The following is a 19,755-nucleotide window of genomic DNA, read 5'->3' on the forward strand; positions in this document are numbered from 1 at the left end:
GGCGCAAAACGCTCCAATCAGCGCCGATATGTCCGAGAACATGCGACGGGTCCGCGATCTAGCTCTCCTCTTAGCAGGAAGCGGAACGACCAATGAACTGAAGGTCTGCAGATCTTTCGGTCAAAACCGTCGTATCAACACACCGCAAAGCGGTATTAGGGGCGTGGCCCATTACGCTCAGAGTTTTACGACTCCAATTCCAGACACCACGATGCAGTTTGACCCCGCGTCCTCGGCAAAGGCCCAGGCCGCTTTCCTATCGCCAAACAGGTTCGCCGCCCTAACGTCTACGTATGGTTTTGGAATTCAAAGATGAGGGGATCTATTGCCCTTCAGGGGACTTCTACATCGACCCCTGGCGTCCGGTGGAGCGGGCGCTGATCACCCATGGGCATGCCGATCACGCGCGCTGGGGCCACCGCTATTATCTCGCAACTGAAGCGGCGGGTCCTGTGATGCGGCACCGTTTGGGCGACATCGCCTTGGACGGCATCGCGTTTGGGGAAAAGCGTCAGATCGGCGACGCCATCGTCACCTTCCATCCGGCGGGACATGTGCCCGGCAGTGCGCAAATACGCGTCGAACACCGGGGCGAGGTCTGGGTCGTCTCGGGCGACTACAAAACCGTTGCGGACCGTCTGTCGGAACCGTTTGAGCCCGTTCGCTGCCATGCCTTCATCACGGAATGCACATTCGGGCTTCCGGTGTTCGATTGGGAAGATGACGCGATCCTCTCCGCGCAGCTCAACACCTGGTGGCAAACCTGCCGCGACAACGGACAACACGCCGCTATTGGTGCCTATTCGCTGGGAAAAGCGCAGCGCGTTATGACCATGGTCGATCCATCGATCGGCCCGATCCTGACCCATGGCGCGGTGGAAAACACCAATGAGGTTCTGCGCGCCCAGGGCGTCCCCCTGCCCGCTTCGGTGCGCGTAACGCGCGACACCGACGTCAAGGCAACGCCTGGAGCTTTGATCATCGCGCCACCATCGGCGCTGGCGGGGTCGTGGCTCCGTAAATTCGGGTCGGTCTCGACCGGAATTGCAAGCGGCTGGATGCGTCTGCGGGGCGTGCGGCGGCGTCGGGCGGCGGAGCGGGGCTTTGTCATTAGCGACCATGCCGACTGGCGCGGGCTGAACGACGCCATTCGCGAAACAGGCGCAGAGCGGGTCTTTGCGACCCATGGATATACCGCGACGTTCAAGGACTGGCTGACCGAACAAGGGTACGACGCTGCCGTGGTTGAGACGGAATACGAAGGCGACGCCCTCGACGCGGCGGACACGGATGCCGATGCGCCGACTGAGGCCGAGACCGTCACATGAGCCAGGTTTTCGACCGGATCCGCCGGTTCACAACACGCTACGTGGATCGCCCGATCCTAGCCCTGCCCCTCCCCGTTGGTATCCACCGCAGTTTGTTTGCCCTCCAAGCCAAACTGATGACCACGGAGGTCGAGGTTGCCGTCCGCTGGCAGGACGTGGGCGGCGTTCCAACGCGCATCGTCTCGCCCCCACGGCCAAAGGGGCGTTTACTCTGGCTCCACGGGGGCGGCTTTGTTCTGGGGTCGCCAGACACCCACGCAGGGCTTACCGACCATCTGGCGCTCGCCTCCGGGTTGGAGGTTTGGACCCCTCGGTATCGTCGGGCGCCAGAACATCCGTGGCCCGCCGCACCTGACGATGTGCGATCCGTGGCCCAAGCGATGCCCCGCCCGTTTCACCTGGGCGGTGACAGTGCCGGAGGCAACCTAGCCCTTGTCCTGCTTGCCCAGGCACTGACCGACGGTCGAGCCCCCTTGAGCGTGACGCTCATCTCGCCGGTTGTCGATCTTCGAGAACGTCAGGATGACTCTCGCACCGATGCGGAAATGTTGCTGCCGCGTGCGTTTCTGCACCGTTGCCGCGCCGCATATTTGCGCGATGCCGATGGCCGAGACCGGCGCCAAAGCCCTGTCCTTGCGGAGTTTCCGGGCTGTCCGCCCGTTCACCTGGAACTGTCTGCACGGGAAGTACTGGAACCGGACGGGATGGCAATCGCAGAGAGGTTGGAGGCCGCTGGCGCCACGGTCCACCTGCATGTGGAGCCTAAAACGCCCCATGATTACCCGCTCTGCGCGGGGCGGTCCTCGGCTGCGGATATGGCCATTCTTCGGATGGCCAAACATCTGGAGGCCCATCAGCCGTGAAGGACTTTGCCAATCTGTTTACCACCTTGGACCAAACCACAAAGACCACGGCGAAAACGGCTGCGCTGAGCGCCTATTTCAAGCAAGCGGCCCCGGAGGATCGGCTTTGGACCATCGCACTCCTGTCCGGGCGACGTCCGAAACGCACAGTGACGGCCACACGACTAGCGGAGTGGGCAGCGGAGCGGGCGAGCCTGCCTGACTGGCTGTTCCGCGCCTCCTACGACGTGGTCGGGGACCTGGCTGAGACGATCCATCTGATGGTGCCACCGGCGGCGCAGAGTGTTGACCGGAGCCTGTCCGCATGGGTCGCGGAGATCCGCGCGCTCGCCACCGCGGAGGAGGCGGACAAACGCAGCGCAATCCTGTCTGCCTGGGATCAACTGGAGGGTGCCGAGCGCTTTGTGTTCAACAAACTCATCACGGGCGGGTTTCGCGTGGGTGTCAGCCAAAAGTTGATGACACGTGCCCTCGCCAGCGCGACCGATATCCCGGAGGCGGAGCTGGCCCACAGGCTGATGGGAAACTGGACGCCCGACACGACCACCTACGAGTCCCTCATCCTGGCGCCGGACCCTGCTGCCGACCAAAGCCGCCCCTACCCGTTTTGCCTGGCCCATGGCGTCGACGGGGACCCGGACGATCTCGGCCCTCCCGAAGAGTGGCTGGCCGAATGGAAGTGGGATGGCATCCGGGGCCAGTTGATCCTTCGTGGAGGGACACATCACCTGTGGAGCCGGGGGGAAGAATTGATCACCCACCGATTTCCTGAACTGGCGCGGGCGTTGGATTTCTTGCCCGATGGGACGGTCCTGGACGGCGAAATCCTGGCGTGGGATCCCGAAAAACAGGTGCCACAGTCGTTTGCCGCCCTCCAGAAACGGATCGGTCGCAAAACCGTCCCGAAAAAGCTTCTGGCCGAGGCGCCAGCCGTCTTACGCGCCTATGACCTGCTGGAAGCCGAGGGTGTAGATGTGCGCGCGCGTCCGTTCGCGGAGCGGCGCGCGATGCTCGAAACCCTCCTGGCCGATCTCCCACCAGAGGCGCCGGTGCATCTTTCGCCGGTGGTTCCGTTCACCGACTGGGCGACCCTCGCCGATGTCCGGGCCGGTGCCCGCGATGCCCAGGCCGAGGGCCTGATGCTCAAACGCCGGAGCAGCCCCTACCATGTTGGTCGCAAGAAGGGCGACTGGTGGAAATGGAAGCTGGAGCCGCTGACAATCGATGCCGTGATGATCTACGCCCAAGCCGGTCATGGCCGCCGGGCGAACCTCTATACCGACTTCACGTTTGCCGTCGCCAAGGACAATGAGTTGGTGCCGTTTACAAAAGCATACTCAGGTCTGACGGACGCCGAGTTTCGCAAGATCACCGCCTGGGTCCGCAAAAACACGCTGGCCCGGTTTGGTCCCGTGCGACAGGTGCCGCCCGAGCAAGTGTTCGAGATCGGCTTTGAAGGCATCCAACGCAGCACGCGGCACAAATCCGGCATCGCCCTGCGCTTTCCCCGCATGTTGCGGTGGCGGCAGGACAAGCCCGTGTCCGAGATCAATACGCACGCGGATTTGCTCGAAATGCTGGAAACCTACGGCTGACGCGGCCTCCCCGCTGGCATAGCCTCTATCCGGCCCGGCGCAATCCTGACCGGGCGGCGCGCCATTCCGCGCAGGCGGCGCCAAAGGCTTCAAACAGGGGGCGCGAGACGGGGTCCTGATCGGCGTTCCACTCCGGGTGCCACTGGACCGCCATGCAGAAGCCCGGCGCGCCATCGATCCAGATCGCCTCGGGCGTATCATCGGGGGCCCATCCGTCAATGCGCACGCGGGGACCGGCCTTTTTGATGCCCTGCCCGTGCAAAGTGTTCGTCTCCACGGTTTCGGATCCAAACAGCCGCGCAAACGGTCCGCCAGCCGTCAGGCGCACAGGGTGGCGCAGCGCGAACTTTTCTTCCAACGTCCCATCGGGCGGCATCCGGTGGTTCATACGACCCGGCAGGTCGCGGATCTCCGGATGCAGGGTCGACCCCATGGCGACGGCGATTTCCTGGAACCCCCGGCAAATGCCCAGTACCGGCTGCCCACGCTCCACCGCCTGACGGATCAGGGGCAGCGCAATGCGGTCGCGGTCCCGGTCGAACTCCCCATGGGCCTCGGTTTCGGGTTCGCCGTATTCCTGGGGATGAACGTTGGGCCGCGCCCCGGTGAACAGAAACCCGTCGAAGACCTCCAACAGCTCGTCGATGCGGGTCACCTCGGGATCAGCGGGGAAGGTCAAAGGCATCGCGCCCGAGACCTTGGCAATCGCCTCCGTGTTCATAGAGCCATTGGCATGGGCGGGGTACTGATCGTTGATCAGGTAGTGGTTCGAAATGATGCCGACGATTGGGCGCATGGGGTCCTCCGGTTGGTTTCACATACCGCCCAAAGGTCCCCACGCAAAGCCATGCCACGTCACAGGTGCCTTGGCCCTGGCGCACGGTCCAAACTATGCCCGTTGTTTCACCCGTCCGCTGTCAGACCGCTGACACCTTCGACACCGGCGGCACCGGCGATCAGATCGTTGTCCGATGTATCCCCGGTGACGCCAACGGCACCGATGACCGTGCCCTTACCGTCTCGCACCAGAATGCCCCCGGGCACGGGCACAACCTGCCCGCCGAACACGCCGTTCGCGGCGGCCATAAAGTAGGCTTGCTGCTCGGCCCGGGCCATCTGAGCGGTGCCGGACATACCCAACATGATGGCGCCATAGGCCTTGCCGTGAGCAATGGCGAAGCGGCCCGGCGAGGCACCGTCTTCGCGTTCAAAGGCGATGACGTGACCGCCTGCGTCCAACACAACGACGGACAGCGGCTTCAACTCCAACTCGCGCCCCTTGGCCAGCGCGAACCGGATGATCTGCCGCGCCTTGCGCAGGTTGATGTCTGCCATTTTGCAATCCTTGTTTGTTTTCTCGGTCTTAGCTCGCGGCCTTCAGGTCGGCACGGCGACGGTGAAGGACCGGCTCGGTGTAGCCGGAGGGCTGGGCGGCCCCGTCGAAGATCAGTTCGGAGGCCGCCTGAAAGGCAATGCCGTCAAACCCAGGCGCCATAGGCCGATATCCGGGATCGCCCGCGTTTTGCGCATCGACCTTAGCCGCCATTTTCTCCAACGCGGCCCGCACCTGATCAGGTGTGATCACACCATGATGGAGCCAGTTCGCCAAAGCCTGAGAGGAGATACGGCAGGTCGCGCGATCCTCCATCAAGCCAACATCGTTGATGTCCGGGACCTTGGAACATCCAACCCCCGCATCGACCCAGCGAACGACGTAGCCCAAGATGCCCTGGGCGTTGTTCTCAATTTCCGCCGCGACGTCCGCATCGGACAGGTTCCGGCCTTCCATCACGGGGATGGAGAGCAGGTCCTCCAGACTGCCGCGCGGCCCGCCCTCTGCCAGGGCCGCCTGCCGGGCCAGCACATCCACCTTGTGATAGTGCATGGCGTGCAGGGTCGCCGCCGTTGGCGATGGCACCCAGGCGCAAGTCGCACCAGCAAGGGGATGGGCGATCTTCTGCTCGATCATATCGGCCATCTGGTCGGGCATGGCCCACATACCCTTGCCGATCTGTGCCCGTCCCCGAAGACCACAGGCCAGGCCGATATCGACGTTCCGGTCTTCGTAGGCAGAAATCCACGGGGTCGCCTTCATCGCCCCTTTGGGCAGCATCGGACCCGCTTCCATGCTGGTGTGGATCTCATCGCCGGTCCGGTCCAGGAACCCTGTGTTGATGAAGGCCACACGGGATTTCGCGGCGCGGATACACTCTTTCAGGTTGGCAGAGGTGCGGCGCTCTTCGTCCATGATGCCGATTTTGACGGTGTATTTTTCGAGGCCGAGCATTGCCTCGACACGGCCGAAGATCTCATTGGCAAAAGCGACCTCGTCCGGCCCGTGCATCTTGGGCTTCACGATATAGACGCTGTCGGTGATGGAATTGCCGCCCGTCCGCGCAAGGTCGTGCATGGCGATCATCGTGGTGATGGCCGCGTCCATCAATCCTTCGGGGATCTCGCTCCCGTCCGGCAGCAGAATCGCCGGATTTGTCATCAAGTGCCCCACGTTGCGGATCAACATGAGCGCACGACCTTTGAGCCGCAGCGTCTCGCCCGTCGGGGTCACGTAATTGCGGTCCTCGTTCAGCTTTCGCGTGAAGGTCTTGCCGTCCTTTGTGACCTCTTCCGCCAGGTCGCCGCGCATCAGACCCAGCCAATTCGCGTAGGCGCCGATTTTGTCTTCCGCGTCGACACAGGCCACCGAGTCCTCGCAGTCCATAATCGCGGACAGCGCAGATTCAAGATAGATGGCATCGATACCGGCCGGGTCGGAGGCGCCGATGCGGCCCTTTGGATCAACATGAACTTCGATATTCAAGCCATTGTTTTGGTATAGGAATATAGATCCATCCCGACGCGTTCCGCGAAGCTGCGCCGGATCCGCCAGAGGCGCATCGGCCACTGACGTCACCGCCGCCCATGTCGTCCCTGAGAGCGGAACGGCGTCATCCAGAAACGCCTTGGCCTGGGCGATCACGCGTGCGCCACGGGCCGCATCGTATCCGCCACCGGACGGCAAATCGCCAATCGCATCCGTCCCATAGAGCGCATCATACAGGTTGCCCCAGCGGGCATTCGCCGCGTTCAAGGCATAGCGGGCATTGGTAATCGGCACGACCAGTTGCGGGCCGGGCGTGCGCGCGATTTCCGGATCGGTCCCTTCGGTCTCAATCTCAAAGTCCGGCCCCTCGGGCACGAGGTATCCGATCTCACTCAGAAAGGCCCGGTAGGCTGCACCGTCGTGGGGCCGACCGCGGTTGTCCCGGTGCCACGCGTCAATTTTGGCCTGCATGTCCGCACGGATGGCCAGCAGCTCCGCATTGCGCGGCGCCAGATCCGTCACCAGCCGCGCAAACCCCGACCAGAAGTCGTCCCGCGACACACCCGTTCCGGGCAGCGCTTGCTCCTCCACAAACTGGGCCAACGGGGCCGCAACGGCCAAACCATATTTGTCGACGCGTTCCATGAGGACCTCCCTGCACTCTGGTTCCAGTTGCCGATTAGCGACAAAATTTCCTATCGGCAACAGGATTGGTTAGGTTTTCTTACCAGATCGCGCAGAACGGCACTTATCCGAGCAGTATTTGACCTCATCCCAGACCGACGCCCACTTTTTGCGCCAGGTAAACGGGCGTCCGCAGGTGGCGCAGTCCTTGGTGGGCAGATCGCCTTTACGTCTCATCTTTCCGGCCATGGCACAGACATAGGCAGCCGACCGGCCCCGACCACGAAAAGTGCCATCGGGCGAAAACGCACTGGCCCCGCCCCGTCACGGCGCCTAGCTTGCCCTCTGCCAAGGCAGGAGACACCCATGCGCGACGCCGCCCCCGATCAATCGCAAACCGTTATTCACCTGGCCGATTACGCCCCGGTTCCGGTGACGGTGACCCATGTGGACCTGCACCTGAGGCTTGATCCCCTTGCGACCGAAGTCTCGGCGCGGTTGACTTGCCGTCGGCAGGGGCCGGGGGTCATGGTCCTCAACGGCGAGGGCTTGGATATGGTGTCCTTGGCAATCGACGGCGTGCCATTGGAGGCGTCGCGCTACATGCTGACGGACACGACACTTACCCTGCATGACGTGCCTGACGCGTTTCTGTTAGAGACCGTGGCCCGCATCGCGCCCCAGGAAAACAAGGCGCTTGAGGGGCTGTATATGTCCAATGGCATGTATTGCACCCAGTGCGAGGCCGAAGGCTTTCGCAAGATCACTTGGATGCTGGACCGCCCGGACGTGATGGCCACCTACGACGTGGAGATTGAGGCCGACCTGCCCGTCCTGCTGTCCAACGGCGATGAGGTGGCGCCCGGCAAATGGCACGACCCCTGGCCCAAGCCGACCTATCTTTTTGCCCTGGTGGCGGGAAACTTGGTGGCAACCACGGATCAGTTTACCACCTGCGAGGGGCGCGCGGTGACGCTCAACATCTGGGTGCGCCCGGGGGACGAGGGGCGTACGGCCTATGCGATGGACGCCCTGAAACGGTCCATGGCTTGGGACGAGACGGTCTATGGGCGGGCCTATGATCTGTCCGTCTTCAACATCGTGGCCGTGGACGATTTCAACATGGGTGCGATGGAAAACAAGGGGTTGAACATCTTCAACTCCAAATACGTCCTCGCATCGCCAGACACAGCGACCGACACGGATTTCGCCCTGATCGAGGGGATCGTCGCCCATGAGTACTTCCACAACTGGACCGGCAACCGCATCACCTGCCGCGACTGGTTTCAACTTTGCCTCAAAGAGGGTCTGACGGTTTTCCGGGATCAACAGTTCAGCGCGGATATGCGGTCGGCACCCGTGCAGCGGATCGGCGACGTGTTGCAACTGCGCGCGCGCCAGTTCCGCGAAGACGCAGGTCCCCTGGCCCACCCTGTGCGGCCCGAGAGCTTTGTCGAGATCAACAATTTCTACACGGCAACGGTCTATGAAAAAGGCGCGGAGGTGATCGGCATGCTGCGCCGTCTCGTGGGGGACGCCGGGTATGCGGCTGGCTGCGCCCTCTATTTTGAACGGCATGATGGCCAGGCCTGCACGATCGAAGACTGGCTGGCCTGCTTCGAAGAGGCTACGGGCCGCGACCTGTCTCAGTTCAAGCTGTGGTATTCCCAGGCTGGCACGCCATTGGTCTCTGTGACGGAATCCTATGGCGACGGTACCTATCGACTGACGCTTCGTCAGACGGTGCCAGACACGCCCGGCCAGACGGATAAGGCGCCGATGGTGATCCCCGTTGCGTGGGGCCTGTTGAACACTGCGGGGGACGAGGTTCGCCCGACCGAAGTGCTAGAGCTCACGGAAGCGGAGACGACGCTGACCTTCGATCTGGACGCGCGCCCGGTCTTGTCCGTTCTGCGTGGCTTTTCCGCGCCGGTGCGGCTGGAATATCAGCAAAGCGACACAGATCGTTTGACCTTGCTGGCCCATGACACCGACCCCTTCAACCGGTGGGAGGCGGGGCGCGCCCTCAGCAAAGATCGACTGTTGCGCCACATCACGGAGGACGCACCCTTTGACGCGGCCTGGCTCGATGCGCTGGCGGCCGTGGCGCTCAATGATGGGTTGGATCCGGCGTTCCGTGCCCTGGCTCTCGCCCTGCCCTCCGAGGATGATCTTGCGCAAAGCCTGCATGACGCCGGTGTCGTGCCAGATCCGACCGCCATTCACGCGGCCCGTAAGCGAGCGTTCGCGGCTGTGGCCGATCGATTGGCAACCGACCTCCCGCGTTTGATGGACGATATGGCCACACCCGGCCCGTACACGCCGGAGGCATCGGACGCGGGCAAACGCGCCCTGCGGGCCGTCGTGCTGCGCCTTCTGACGACACAAGACGGCGGGGGCGCGGCGCGGGCGACCTATGACGGGGCCGATAACATGACCGACCGTATGGCGGCCTTTACCTGCCTTCTGGAAGCTGGGGACCCAAACGTCGCCGACCAGTTCGAGGCGCAATGGTCCGACGACCGTCTCGTGATGGACAAATGGTTCATGGCGCGCGTCGCCCATGCCGAGCCAACCCGCGCCGTCCAAATCGCCCGAGACCTCACGGCGCGCCCCGATTTCGACGCCAACAACCCGAACAGGGTTCGCTCCGTCCTGGGCGGGCTGACGGCAGGCAACCCGGCTGGTTTCCATAACCCAGACGGGTCTGGTTATGAGTTCTTGGCTGAATGGCTGTTAATCCTAGACAAATCGAACCCGCAAACGGCTGCGCGGCTCTCGACGGCGTTCGACGCCTGGCGCCGGTATGACGCCGACAGGCAAGCGCTGATCTCGGCGGCGTTAACGCGTCTGCAAGGGCAACCGCTGAGCCGCGATCTATCTGAGATGGTTGGACGGATACTGGGATCATCCAGTGCGACTGAGGCGTAAGGATCTTTGGATATGGCACGCAAAACGCTCTTGGTGACAGGCGCCTCCTCCGGGATCGGGGCGGCAACCGCGGTCATGGCGGCGGAGGATCACGACCTCGCCCTCCACTACAACAGCAACGCGGCCGGGGCCGATGAGACGGCAGCGGCGGCGCGCGCGAAAGGGGCGCGCGTGACAATTCACCGCGCGGACCTGAGCGACCCGAGCAGCGTCCCGGCGCTCTTTGCGTCGATCGACCAAGAACATGGGCACTTGGATAAGCTGGTGAACAACGCGGGCGTGGTGGATCAGGCCCAACCGGTGACCGCGTTTACGCCGGCCCGTGTGATGCGCATGGTCTCGATCAACCTCTCGTCCCCGATCCTGGTGGCCGGAGAAGCCGCCCGGCGCATGTCTAGCGGTGGCGCGATCGTCAATGTGTCCTCGGCCGCGGCGCGGTTTGGCAGCCCCGGCCAGTATGCGGACTACGCGGCAACCAAAGGCGGGTTGGAGGTCTTCTCCAAGGGACTGGCCCAAGAGCTTGCCCCCCAGGGGATCCGCGTGACGGCCATCCGGCCCGGTATCATCGCCACACCCATCCATGGCAAAGGCGGCGATGCGGAGCGGGTGGACCGCCTCGCCCCCAGCATCCCCATGCGCCGCGCGGGCAGCGCCGAGGAGGTCGCGCGCGCCATCCTCTGGCTGTTGAGCGACCAGGCCAGCTATGTCACCGACACCGTCTTGGACGTCTCCGGCGGGCGGTAGATCGCCGCCACCGGCTCCATCGGATGACAGCTGTGTGGACTTTCGAGTAGAAGTTCAGGAACGACGGCCATAAACGCGCGTTATGCACCGGGGCGTCATGCCCCTGTGATGTGACCATGTTGGGAGGGCAGCTATGCGTGATCGCCTCGACCCTATGATTGCCGAACGGGCCCCTTGGCTGTTCCAGCAAACGTTGACCGCCAAAACAGCATGGCTGGTGCTTGGAAGACTGCTGGCCTACGAGCGCTCGGTCGAGATCGGGACGACCTATCTTGATCGCGAGGTCTCCGAGATCATGGCGGATCTCGCCTACCGGATCGCACGGCAGGTCACGTTCGACGGTTTGGAGAATGTGCCAACCGACGGCCCCGCCCTGATCGTTGCGAACCATCCGACTGGAATCGCCGATGGGATCATCCTGCACGATGTGTTGCGGCAACGACGGTCAGACGCCTTCTACTACGCGAACTCCGACATCCTGCGTGTTTTGCCCCAGTTCGAAGACATGATCGTCCCCGTCGAATGGCGTCCGGAAAAGCGCACCGTTACAAAAACGCGCGAGACGATGAAGCTCACCCGCGAGGCACTGGAGGCGGGGCGCCTTGGCGTTATCTTTCCGTCAGGTCGCCTGGCCAAACGCCGCGGTCTGAGACTCTATGAGCGGCCATGGATGGCCAGCGCCGCCATGATCGCACGCAAGTTTAAGCTGCCGGTGATTCCCGTACACGTCCGGGCCCGCAACTCCGCGATGTTCTATGCTTTCGATGCTCTCCATCCGACGTTGCGCGACATTACCTTGTTCCATGAGACGCTGAACAAGGACGTACAGCCGTTCCACATCACTGTCGGGCGACCGCTGGACGGTGCGGCCCTGCCGAAGGATGCCAACGATGGGATCGAAAAACTCAGGGACGCGACACTGCGACTCGCCAATCGTCGCGATGGTGAAATCAGCTTGACCCAGACACGCCCAGGACGCCGTTGGTTGCCCCGGCCCGCTGGTGCGCCGTCGTAAGAGCTTCATACGATGCGGAAAAATGAAAAGGCTGCCATCAAGATTGATGGCAGCCTTTTTTCCGCCGGTCGGATGGTGCGGTCGAGAAGACTCGAACTTCCACGGGTGTTACCCCACAGCGACCTCAACGCTGCGCGTCTACCAATTCCGCCACGACCGCATCGCCGACGTGGGCGCTGACTAGCCAATGGTTTGCAGCAAGGCAAGGCACAAACGTCACGGTAGGTGACGTATCAAAGCCACTGTCGTCGGCGGCTTTTTAAGCCTATGAAAGCCAGACAATTGACACAGTTTTGTCAAAATTTCTTGTCGCCCCGTTAAGGAACTGTTAACTTTTGGACGTTGGGAACTTTTTTTGTTCATGGGATGGAACAACATGACGAGTATTGTAGGAAGTGCGACGGACGACTCTGTTAACGGAACCGGTGCCGACGAGATGATTCTGGGCCTCGGCGGCGAAGACACTCTCAAAGGCGGCAATGGCGATGACACCGTTTCCGGCGGCGCCGGAGATGACAAAGTCAGCGGCAACCAAGGCAATGATGTCGTTAAAGGCGGCTTCGGCGACGACTTCATTAATGGGGGCGAAGGGAGCGATGTTCTGGTCGGCGGCCACGGGAATGACGAATTCATCTGGACGGCCAATCAGATCGAAGATGGCGCCACCGATGTGATCGTCGATTTTGCTGCGATTGATAAAGGCAAAGGCGTCGACAGCTTGAGCTTGCTCGACTTCGGCGGTGCGACTGTCCAAATCAATGCCATTGCCGTCGGTGACTACGAAGGCGGCGCCATGAATGGTGAGGACCTGCGCAACAACGCGACGGACGACGTCATTCTGACGATCTCCAGCTACGACGAGCATGGCGGTATTATCGCCACGCAGGAGCTTGTCATGCTAGACGTTTGGCGCCGGGACAGCATCGATGCGCTGGAGGCAGCCTTCGCCGAACTCGGCTTCGAAGGCGAGATCGGTGAGTACGTACCGGTCGAGTACGGCGTCGACCTCCTGGCATAAGCCTTTACGAACAAACACGACGTGCGCGCCGAGGTTTTTTTGGTGCGTACGTCATTTCGGTGGTAGCCGCTTATGTCTCCAAATCGCGGCAACCATTAGCTTAGTCGCACCGCCGCCGCTTTGAACACTGTGTTTCATTATTCGCATTGATGTGTTCAATACGATCTATTTTTGCTCTCTGTTGAATGAGAGAAGCGCCTTTATTGACCTTGGGACCATTCAGTAAAGTCACGGTTCGCGCAAATAACCCCTATAAGGTGTTGATACCTAAAACAGTCTCGATCCACGCTGTTATTGTTTCCCATTCTGAGACAATGCGTTTCTACTGTCTTTCAATTTCCGCAATCACGCCTTTGTTTCGCCCAAAGTGTATTGATGGCGCTTACTGCGGCTGTTAATTTTTATTCACGGGTGTGGGTTTTTTACAATGGGGATAAGTAAGAATGGCTGACATACTTGGAACAGACGGAACCGATATTGTTTTCGGGACGCGCCGGAGCGACGAAGTCGTGACATTGGGCGGTGACGACTTTGTTGCAACTGGGCGGGGCCAGGACTTCGTGTCGGGTGGCGAAGGCGAAGACATCCTTGCGAGTGGGAGGTCTGCCGACGTCGTCAAGGGCGGCTTCGGCGACGACATCATTAACGGCGGACGCGGCAGCGATGTGATGACCGGCGGGCATGGTGATGACGAATTCATTTGGGCCGTTACTGATGTCACCAACGGCGCGACCGATGTGATCGTTGATTTCGCCTCCGTCGATAAGAACGGCAAAGGCGTGGACGGGATTTCGTTCCTGGGTGCCTTTGGCTTCAACATCCAAATCGACTCCATCGACGTAGGTGACTTCGGCGGAGAGGAGATGAATGGCGAGGACCTTCGGAACAACAGCACCGATGACGTCGTGCTGACCGTGTCCTCTACGGACTTCTTCGGACGGGTTATCGCTACACAGGAGATTGTCCTCCTGGACGCCTGGCGCCGCGACAGCATCGATGCCCTGGAAGATATGTTTGCAGACCTCGGCTTTGACGGCGAGATCGGTGAATATGTTGAGGCACCGACGTACGACTTGGTGTGACCCGAGCAGAGCGTCCCTAACCACGGATGCGCGCGCCTTCGGGCGCGCGTTTTGCTTGAGGCGCGTGCTGGCACCAGGCGGTTCGTGTTTGACGTGGGACATGACCCATGGCACGGCGTTCCGATGGAACGGGACGGCTCACTTTCAGATGCGACGACGCAACCGGACTGGATCACATCCGGGCCGCTTGTGGACTACAGAACGGCGCTCCGCGAGATGGAGCATCGGGTTGAGAGCATTATTGAGGGCTCCGCCGCCGAGGCGATTTGGTTGTTGGAGCATCCTCCCCTCTACACGGCGGGCACATCGGCCAAGCTGGAGGACCTGAAGGACCCGGACCGGTTTCCCGTCCATCAGGCCCGTCGCGGGGGGCAATACACGTACCACGGGCCCGGCCAACGGGTGGCCTATTGCATGCTGGACCTCGGTCGACGGGGACGCGATGTGCGGGCCTTCGTTCAAACCCTGGAACATTGGGTCATCGATACCCTAGCAGAATTCGGCGTGACTGGCGAAATTCGCGAGGGACGCGTGGGCGTTTGGGTTCCGCGTCCCGATAGGCCGCCCCTGCCCGATGGCACCCCACGCGAAGACAAAATCGCCGCTATCGGGATCCGCCTGCGCCGCTGGGTGAGCTTCCACGGAATCTCGATTAACCTAGAACCGGACCTGGAGCATTTTGACGGCATCGTCCCCTGCGGCATCTCTGGGCACGGCGTGACGTCCTTGGTGGACCTGGGGCTGCCGGTGAGCATGGATGATCTGGATGCGGCGCTGCGGCGGACGTCACCCTGGCACCAAACACCTGCGTGATCCCCTTGGCCGGGAACGCCCCGGTCCCTACGTCTAAAGTTCCGCGACAATTTCCCGCGACATGCGCTGTCTTGTGCCGTTGCCCCCGCGTGCCCCCATCGCTAGAAGGCGGCGACAGACATGCGCGGGGGCGAGTCTTCCGCGTGCCACGAGCAACTACGCAGGAGCGACCAGATGGCAGACGCCGCCATTTCGGGCCACGATCACCACGAGAAGCCTGGCTTCTTTACGCGGTGGTTCATGTCCACGAACCATAAAGACATTGGGATCCTGTATCTCTTCGTATCGGGCCTGGCCGGGTTTATCTCGGTCGCTTTCACCGTCTACATGCGGTTGGAGCTCATGGACCCCGGCGTCCAATATATGTGCATGGAAGGCGCGCGCCTGACGGCTGCCGCTGCGGGCGAATGTACGCCAAACGGGCACCTCTGGAACGTGCTGATCACCGGCCACGGCATCCTGATGATGTTCTTCGTGGTTATCCCGGCGTTGTTCGGGGGCTTCGGTAACTACTTCATGCCGCTGCACATTGGCGCGCCTGATATGGCGTTCCCCCGGTTGAACAACCTGTCGTTCTGGTTGTTTGTGGCTGGCACGTCCCTCGCGGTTCTGTCGGTCGTCGTTCCTGGCGGCAACGGACAACTCGGGTCGGGCATTGGCTGGGTTCTCTACCCGCCGCTCTCCACGACGGAACAGGGGATGTCGACTGACATCGCCATCTTTGCCGTGCACGTGTCGGGCGCCTCTTCGATCCTCGGCGCCATCAACATCATCACGACCTTCCTGAACATGCGCGCGCCGGGCATGACGCTGCACAAGGTGCCACTGTTTGCTTGGTCGATCTTTGTGACCGCCTGGCTGATCCTGCTGGCCCTGCCCGTTCTCGCCGGTGCGATCACTATGCTGCTGACGGATCGTAACTTCGGTACGACCTTCTTTGATCCGGCTGGCGGCGGTGACCCCGTTCTTTACCAGCACATCCTGTGGTTCTTCGGTCACCCCGAGGTGTACATCGTGATCCTGCCGGCCTTCGGCATCATCTCGCACATCGTGTCGACCTTCTCGAAGAAGCCGATCTTTGGCTACCTGCCGATGGTCTACGCCATGGTCGCCATCGGTGGTCTCGGCTTCGTCGTCTGGGCGCACCACATGTACACCGTCGGCATGTCGCTGACGCAGCAGGCCTACTTCATGGTTGCGACGATGATCATCGCGGTCCCCACGGGGGTGAAGATCTTCTCCTGGATCGCGACGATGTGGGGTGGATCGATCACCTTTAAGACGCCCATGCTCTTCGCCATCGGCTTCATCTTCCTGTTCACCGTGGGTGGTGTCACGGGGATCGTGCTGTCTCAGGCGGGTGTGGACCGAGCTTACCACGATACCTACTACGTGGTCGCGCACTTCCACTACGTGATGTCTCTGGGTGCTGTGTTCGGGATCTTTGCCGGGATCTACTACTGGATCGGCAAGATGTCGGGCCGCCAGTACCCCGAATGGGCAGGTAAGCTGCACTTCTGGATGTTCTTCATCGGCGCGAACATCACCTTCTTCCCGCAGCACTTCCTGGGTCGTCAGGGCATGCCGCGCCGCTACATCGACTACCCGGATGCCTTCGCGCTCTGGAACGAAGTGTCGAGCTGGGGTGCCTTCCTGTCCTTCGCCTCGTTCCTCTTCTTCATCGGGATCGTTTTCTACACGATCTTTGCTGGGAAGCGCGTGACCGACGAATCCTATTGGGGTGAGCACGCCGACACGCTGGAGTGGACACTGCCCAACCCGCCGCCGGAGCACACCTTCGAGCAGCTGCCGACCCGCGACATGTGGGACAAGCAGCCGGGCCACTGATGCCAATCAAGGTCATCACCGACCATACACAGGGGGCCCCGGCATCGTCCGGGGCCCCTTCGTCTGTGGTCCTCTCTTTGGAACTCTGGCCGCACCAGTCGCTGACACCTGGCGGGTTCGTCACCATGATTGGCGCAACCTTTGCCATGCTGATGGTGCCTTTGGTCGGCCTCTTGGGCACGGCCGTCCTCTGGGGGGTCTTGCCGTTCGAGCTGCTGGTCTTGGGCCTTCTGTGGTTCGGTCTCAAACGCTCCTGGCGCGACCGCGACATTCTCGAACGCTTTGAGATGACGACAGACGCGGTCACCCTGACGCGGCGCGATCCCGACGGAAGCCTTCGGGATTGGGAAGCAAACCCCTACTGGATGCGCGTCGAACGTCATGAACGGGTTGCCGGAATCGAGGACTATCTGACCCTGGAGGGCGGCCCCCGTAAGGTCGAGATCGGTGCGTTTCTAACCCCCGAAGAACGCCGCCAGTTGGAGCGCCAACTGCTGAACGCCCTCGGTCGCGTCAAAAGCTAGATCGACCGCAGGCCGCCACCGCCGACGTCCAGGCGTGCCACACCGGTTGTCTTGATGACGGCCCAAACGGGCCGCCCCACGACCAAACCCAAACGATCCGCCGACACGCGGGTCACCCGCGCCAACAGGGCGCCATCGCCCGCGCGCAAACGAACCATCACGCCCGGCCCTTGGCCTTGCAACACCTGCTCCACCACCATGGGCAACACGTTCAGCGCGGACAGCCCCACGGGTTCCTGGGTGGCGACAATGACGTCTTCTGCCCGGATCCGAAGGCGAAGCGCCGTGCCGACCCCGCCCTCCACGCCAGCGAGGTGCAGGCATCCGGCTGGCGTCTCCACCTCAGCCAGGCCGTCGGCGATCTTTCGAATGATGCCCGACAGGACCGCCCCGGCTTGGGACGGACCAATATCGGCGGCGACGGTCGGATCCGACAGCATCTCTTCCACCGGGCCAGACCGGACGACCTGTCCCGCGCGCATCAGGACGAGCGTCGAGGCCAAGCGCGCAACCTCCTCAATGGCATGGGAGATGTAGAGGATCGGAATGCCGTGATCCCGCAACCGTTCAAGATAGGGCAGGATCAATCCGCGCCGCCGGGCGTCCAGCGCCGCCAAGGGCTCGTCCATAATCAGGAGCCGCGGTTGCCGTAGAAGCGCCCGCCCAATGGCCACACGCGCCGCCTCTCCCCCGGACAACCCCGCCGTGCGGCGCCCCAAAAGCGGCTTGATCCCCAGCATATCGGCCACCTGACCCGGTGCTGTTCCCGTCGGCGCGCCGTAGAGCAGGTTTCGCTCCACCGTCAGGTGGGGAAACAGCCGTGCTTCTTGGAAGACATAGCCAATCGCCCGCTTGTGCACGGGCACCCAAGCGTTTGGTCCGAAGACTTCCTGCCCGTCCAAAACGATCCGCCCCGCATCGGGCCTCTCCAACCCGGCCACACAGCGGGCGAGCGATGTCTTACCCGCTCCGCTCGGGCCAAAGACCGCCGTGACGCCCGACCCGGCCGTCAACGCCACGTCCAAGGTGAAGCCATCCACGCGCCGTGTGATCGCCACATCCAGCATCAGCGGCCTGCCACGCGTTGGGCCACGCGACGGGCCAACCAGTTGGATAGGATCACCGCGCCGATGGCAACGACCACTGCCACCGCTACGAGACCACGTAGCGGCGCCTCGCCCCCCGGCACTTGCAGAAAGGCGTAAATCGCAGAGGGCAACGTCCTGGTTTCACCGGGGATCGACGCCACAAAGGTGATCGTTGCCCCGAATTCACCGAAGGCCTTGGCAAAGCCCAGCGTCACCCCGGCCAAGATCCCGGGAACCGTCAACGGAAAGGTAATCGTCCACCAGACCTTACGGGGCGACGCCCCGAGGGTGGCCGCCGCTTCTTCCAGTTTGGGATCGACCGCTTCGATGGACAGGCGAATGGCCCGCACCATCAGGGGCAGTGCCATGATCGCCGCCGCCAGGGCCGCCCCGGTCCAGCGAAAGGCGAGGCCCAGGCCCAGGGGCTCCAACACGGCGCCAAATGGCCCGCTGCGCGAAAACAGCAGAAGCAGCGCGTATCCAGTCACCACGGGCGGCAAGACCAACGGCAAATGGACGACGGCATCAAGCAACCCGCGCCCCCTGAACTGACCCTGGGCCAGCAGCCGCGCGATCCAGATCGCGGGCAACAGACTGGCGAGCGTCGCGACGACGGAGACGCGGAGCGACAACGTCAAAGCCTCCAGAGCCTCTGGCGGCAATGTGATCACAGATGGAACCCGTGCCTGGCGAAGACGTCGGTGGCTTGTGCGATATGGTCCAGAAGGGCGCGGGCGCTTGGGGCAGCCCCTGCCAAGACGGCGCCTGGATAGACAATCGGTTGATGGGCACGCGCGGGAATGCGCGCCACGTCTACGGCGCCGGTCCCGACCACGTCGGAGGCATAGACCAGGCCCAAGGTCACGTCCCCGCGCGCCACATAGGCCAAAGCGGCGCGCACATTTTCCGCGAGGATCGCGCGGGGGCGCAGAGCGGTCCACAGACCCAGCGTCTCCAGCGCCTGTTGACCGTAGCGTCCGGCAGGTACCGACAGGGGGTCACCCATGGCGAAGCGCCCCTCTGTGCCCAAGCGTCCCTCAACACCATCGGACGTCAGCTCAATCTGACCCGCGCCAGCCGGGCCAGCCATCACCAAACGGTTGGACGCCACCGACCGTGCGGTGCCTTGCACAACGCCCTGACCCACAAGCCACTCCATCCAATCGGAGGCCGCCAGCAGGACAAGATCCGCCGGAGCCCCCGCCGCCGCCTGTCGCGCAATCGTTCCGCTGCCGCCATAGGACAGGGCGACCGGCTCGGCCCAGGTCGTGGCAATCTCATCCAATGCGGGCTTCAAGCTGGCCGCCGCGAGAACCGTTAAGCCCCCCGCCGCACGTACGGGAGGGGAGACGGACAGCGCCAAACCCGCCAAGACGCTGCGACGCGTCAGACAGCCCAACGGACGACGCACCGTCATCACGCCAGATCCCGTAGTGAACCGTCTGTGACCATGGCGCAGGG

18 protein-coding genes and 1 tRNA gene are annotated in these 19,755 nt (G+C 62.5%); 11 read left to right on the forward strand and 8 right to left on the reverse strand.

The features are described from left to right. Nucleotides 1-293 precede the first annotated feature (293 nt). The 3 genes from K5R33_RS13745 to K5R33_RS13755 are packed head-to-tail and all read left to right on the forward strand — an operon-like array spanning nucleotide 294 to nucleotide 3,786. Nucleotides 294-1,328, forward strand: a complete 1,035-nt coding sequence (locus K5R33_RS13745) for a ligase-associated DNA damage response exonuclease (protein ID WP_220749640.1) — start codon at nucleotides 294-296, stop codon at nucleotides 1,326-1,328. Next, nucleotides 1,325-2,191 carry an alpha/beta hydrolase fold domain-containing protein gene (locus tag K5R33_RS13750; RefSeq protein ID WP_220749641.1) on the forward strand — a complete coding sequence of 289 codons (867 nt, stop codon included), beginning with the start codon at nucleotides 1,325-1,327 and terminating at the stop codon, nucleotides 2,189-2,191. The genes K5R33_RS13745 and K5R33_RS13750 overlap by 4 nt, the downstream gene beginning before the upstream one ends. Next, on the forward strand, nucleotides 2,188-3,786 hold the full coding sequence (locus K5R33_RS13755; protein ID WP_220749642.1) for an ATP-dependent DNA ligase: 1,599 nt from the start codon (nucleotides 2,188-2,190) through the stop codon (nucleotides 3,784-3,786). The genes K5R33_RS13750 and K5R33_RS13755 overlap by 4 nt, the downstream gene beginning before the upstream one ends. A gap of 25 nt (nucleotides 3,787-3,811) precedes the next feature. Here the strand turns inward: K5R33_RS13755 and K5R33_RS13760 are convergent, their stop codons facing one another. The 4 genes from K5R33_RS13760 to K5R33_RS13775 all read right to left on the reverse strand — a co-directional run bounded on the left by K5R33_RS13760 (nucleotide 3,812) and on the right by K5R33_RS13775 (nucleotide 7,468). Continuing rightward, a complete protein-coding gene (locus K5R33_RS13760) occupies nucleotides 3,812-4,582 on the reverse strand; it encodes a gamma-glutamyl-gamma-aminobutyrate hydrolase family protein (RefSeq protein WP_220749643.1) in 771 nt (256 codons plus the stop codon). Nucleotides 4,583-4,689: 107 nt separating this feature from the next. Then, nucleotides 4,690-5,121: a GlcG/HbpS family heme-binding protein gene (locus tag K5R33_RS13765; RefSeq protein WP_220749644.1), complete on the reverse strand. Its 432-nt coding sequence runs from the start codon at nucleotides 5,119-5,121 to the stop codon at nucleotides 4,690-4,692. Between the two features lie 28 nt (nucleotides 5,122-5,149). Continuing rightward, entirely contained in the window at nucleotides 5,150-7,252 is a 2,103-nt protein-coding gene (locus tag K5R33_RS13770; protein ID WP_220749645.1) for a malate synthase G, read from the reverse strand. Nucleotides 7,253-7,321: 69 nt separating this feature from the next. Beyond that, a complete protein-coding gene (locus tag K5R33_RS13775; RefSeq protein WP_220749646.1) occupies nucleotides 7,322-7,468 on the reverse strand; it encodes a DUF2256 domain-containing protein in 147 nt (48 codons plus the stop codon). 129 nt (nucleotides 7,469-7,597) lie between these two features. Between K5R33_RS13775 and pepN the strand changes: the two genes are divergently transcribed. The 3 genes from pepN (at nucleotide 7,598) to K5R33_RS13790 (ending at nucleotide 11,921) form a co-directional block, all read left to right on the forward strand. Then, entirely contained in the window at nucleotides 7,598-10,162 is a 2,565-nt protein-coding gene (gene pepN, locus K5R33_RS13780) for an aminopeptidase N (RefSeq protein ID WP_220749647.1), read from the forward strand. A gap of 12 nt (nucleotides 10,163-10,174) precedes the next feature. After that, nucleotides 10,175-10,906 carry an SDR family oxidoreductase gene (locus tag K5R33_RS13785; protein WP_220749648.1) on the forward strand — a complete coding sequence of 244 codons (732 nt, stop codon included), beginning with the start codon at nucleotides 10,175-10,177 and terminating at the stop codon, nucleotides 10,904-10,906. Nucleotides 10,907-11,039: 133 nt separating this feature from the next. Beyond that, nucleotides 11,040-11,921: a lysophospholipid acyltransferase family protein gene (locus tag K5R33_RS13790; RefSeq protein WP_220749649.1), complete on the forward strand. Its 882-nt coding sequence runs from the start codon at nucleotides 11,040-11,042 to the stop codon at nucleotides 11,919-11,921. A gap of 73 nt (nucleotides 11,922-11,994) precedes the next feature. On the opposite strand, the gene K5R33_RS13795 is transcribed toward K5R33_RS13790, so the two are convergent. Further along, nucleotides 11,995-12,081, reverse strand: a tRNA-Leu gene (locus K5R33_RS13795). A gap of 216 nt (nucleotides 12,082-12,297) precedes the next feature. Between K5R33_RS13795 and K5R33_RS13800 the strand changes: the two genes are divergently transcribed. From K5R33_RS13800 to K5R33_RS13820, 5 genes are all read left to right on the forward strand, one after another. Continuing rightward, nucleotides 12,298-12,939: a calcium-binding protein gene (locus K5R33_RS13800; protein WP_220749650.1), complete on the forward strand. Its 642-nt coding sequence runs from the start codon at nucleotides 12,298-12,300 to the stop codon at nucleotides 12,937-12,939. A gap of 443 nt (nucleotides 12,940-13,382) precedes the next feature. Continuing rightward, a complete protein-coding gene (locus tag K5R33_RS13805) occupies nucleotides 13,383-14,021 on the forward strand; it encodes a calcium-binding protein (protein ID WP_220749651.1) in 639 nt (212 codons plus the stop codon). Nucleotides 14,022-14,144: 123 nt separating this feature from the next. After that, nucleotides 14,145-14,834: a lipoyl(octanoyl) transferase LipB gene (gene lipB / locus K5R33_RS13810; protein WP_220749863.1), complete on the forward strand. Its 690-nt coding sequence runs from the start codon at nucleotides 14,145-14,147 to the stop codon at nucleotides 14,832-14,834. Nucleotides 14,835-15,008: 174 nt separating this feature from the next. Continuing rightward, a complete protein-coding gene (locus K5R33_RS13815; RefSeq protein WP_220749652.1) occupies nucleotides 15,009-16,682 on the forward strand; it encodes a cytochrome c oxidase subunit I in 1,674 nt (557 codons plus the stop codon). Continuing rightward, nucleotides 16,682-17,206 carry a DUF2244 domain-containing protein gene (locus K5R33_RS13820; protein WP_220749653.1) on the forward strand — a complete coding sequence of 175 codons (525 nt, stop codon included), beginning with the start codon at nucleotides 16,682-16,684 and terminating at the stop codon, nucleotides 17,204-17,206. The genes K5R33_RS13815 and K5R33_RS13820 overlap by 1 nt, the downstream gene beginning before the upstream one ends. Here the strand turns inward: K5R33_RS13820 and modC are convergent. Genes modC through modA form a run of 3 tightly spaced genes read right to left on the reverse strand, consistent with a single transcriptional unit; the run spans nucleotide 17,203 to nucleotide 19,711 of the window. After that, nucleotides 17,203-18,273, reverse strand: coding sequence for a molybdenum ABC transporter ATP-binding protein (gene modC, locus K5R33_RS13825; protein ID WP_220749654.1), 1,071 nt, complete (start codon nucleotides 18,271-18,273; stop codon nucleotides 17,203-17,205). The genes K5R33_RS13820 and modC overlap by 4 nt on opposite strands. Then, nucleotides 18,273-18,965 (reverse strand): molybdate ABC transporter permease subunit, encoded by a 693-nt coding sequence (gene modB / locus K5R33_RS13830; protein WP_220749655.1) that lies wholly within the window; start codon nucleotides 18,963-18,965, stop codon nucleotides 18,273-18,275. The genes modC and modB overlap by 1 nt, the downstream gene beginning before the upstream one ends. Next, a complete protein-coding gene (modA, locus tag K5R33_RS13835) occupies nucleotides 18,962-19,711 on the reverse strand; it encodes a molybdate ABC transporter substrate-binding protein (protein WP_220749656.1) in 750 nt (249 codons plus the stop codon). The genes modB and modA overlap by 4 nt, the downstream gene beginning before the upstream one ends. Between the last annotated feature and the right edge of the window lie 44 nt (nucleotides 19,712-19,755).

This window comes from Jannaschia pagri, from assembly GCF_019655435.1.
Lineage (GTDB): Bacteria > Pseudomonadota > Alphaproteobacteria > Rhodobacterales > Rhodobacteraceae > Jannaschia > Jannaschia pagri.

Coding starts and splice junctions, on each gene's coding strand:
- K5R33_RS13745 (WP_220749640.1), top strand. CDS start 294: ATGGTTTTGGAATTCAAAGATGAGGGGATCTATTGCCCTTCAGGGGAC.
- K5R33_RS13750 (WP_220749641.1), top strand. CDS start 1,325: ATGAGCCAGGTTTTCGACCGGATCCGCCGGTTCACAACACGCTACGTG.
- K5R33_RS13760 (WP_220749643.1), bottom strand. CDS start 4,582: ATGCGCCCAATCGTCGGCATCATTTCGAACCACTACCTGATCAACGAT.
- K5R33_RS13765 (WP_220749644.1), bottom strand. CDS start 5,121: ATGGCAGACATCAACCTGCGCAAGGCGCGGCAGATCATCCGGTTCGCG.
- K5R33_RS13770 (WP_220749645.1), bottom strand. CDS start 7,252: ATGGAACGCGTCGACAAATATGGTTTGGCCGTTGCGGCCCCGTTGGCC.
- K5R33_RS13775 (WP_220749646.1), bottom strand. CDS start 7,468: ATGAGACGTAAAGGCGATCTGCCCACCAAGGACTGCGCCACCTGCGGA.
- pepN (WP_220749647.1), top strand. CDS start 7,598: ATGCGCGACGCCGCCCCCGATCAATCGCAAACCGTTATTCACCTGGCC.
- K5R33_RS13785 (WP_220749648.1), top strand. CDS start 10,175: ATGGCACGCAAAACGCTCTTGGTGACAGGCGCCTCCTCCGGGATCGGG.
- K5R33_RS13790 (WP_220749649.1), top strand. CDS start 11,040: ATGCGTGATCGCCTCGACCCTATGATTGCCGAACGGGCCCCTTGGCTG.
- K5R33_RS13800 (WP_220749650.1), top strand. CDS start 12,298: ATGACGAGTATTGTAGGAAGTGCGACGGACGACTCTGTTAACGGAACC.
- K5R33_RS13805 (WP_220749651.1), top strand. CDS start 13,383: ATGGCTGACATACTTGGAACAGACGGAACCGATATTGTTTTCGGGACG.
- lipB (WP_220749863.1), top strand. CDS start 14,145: ATGGAACGGGACGGCTCACTTTCAGATGCGACGACGCAACCGGACTGG.
- K5R33_RS13815 (WP_220749652.1), top strand. CDS start 15,009: ATGGCAGACGCCGCCATTTCGGGCCACGATCACCACGAGAAGCCTGGC.
- K5R33_RS13820 (WP_220749653.1), top strand. CDS start 16,682: ATGCCAATCAAGGTCATCACCGACCATACACAGGGGGCCCCGGCATCG.
- modC (WP_220749654.1), bottom strand. CDS start 18,273: ATGCTGGATGTGGCGATCACACGGCGCGTGGATGGCTTCACCTTGGAC.
- modA (WP_220749656.1), bottom strand. CDS start 19,711: ATGACGGTGCGTCGTCCGTTGGGCTGTCTGACGCGTCGCAGCGTCTTG.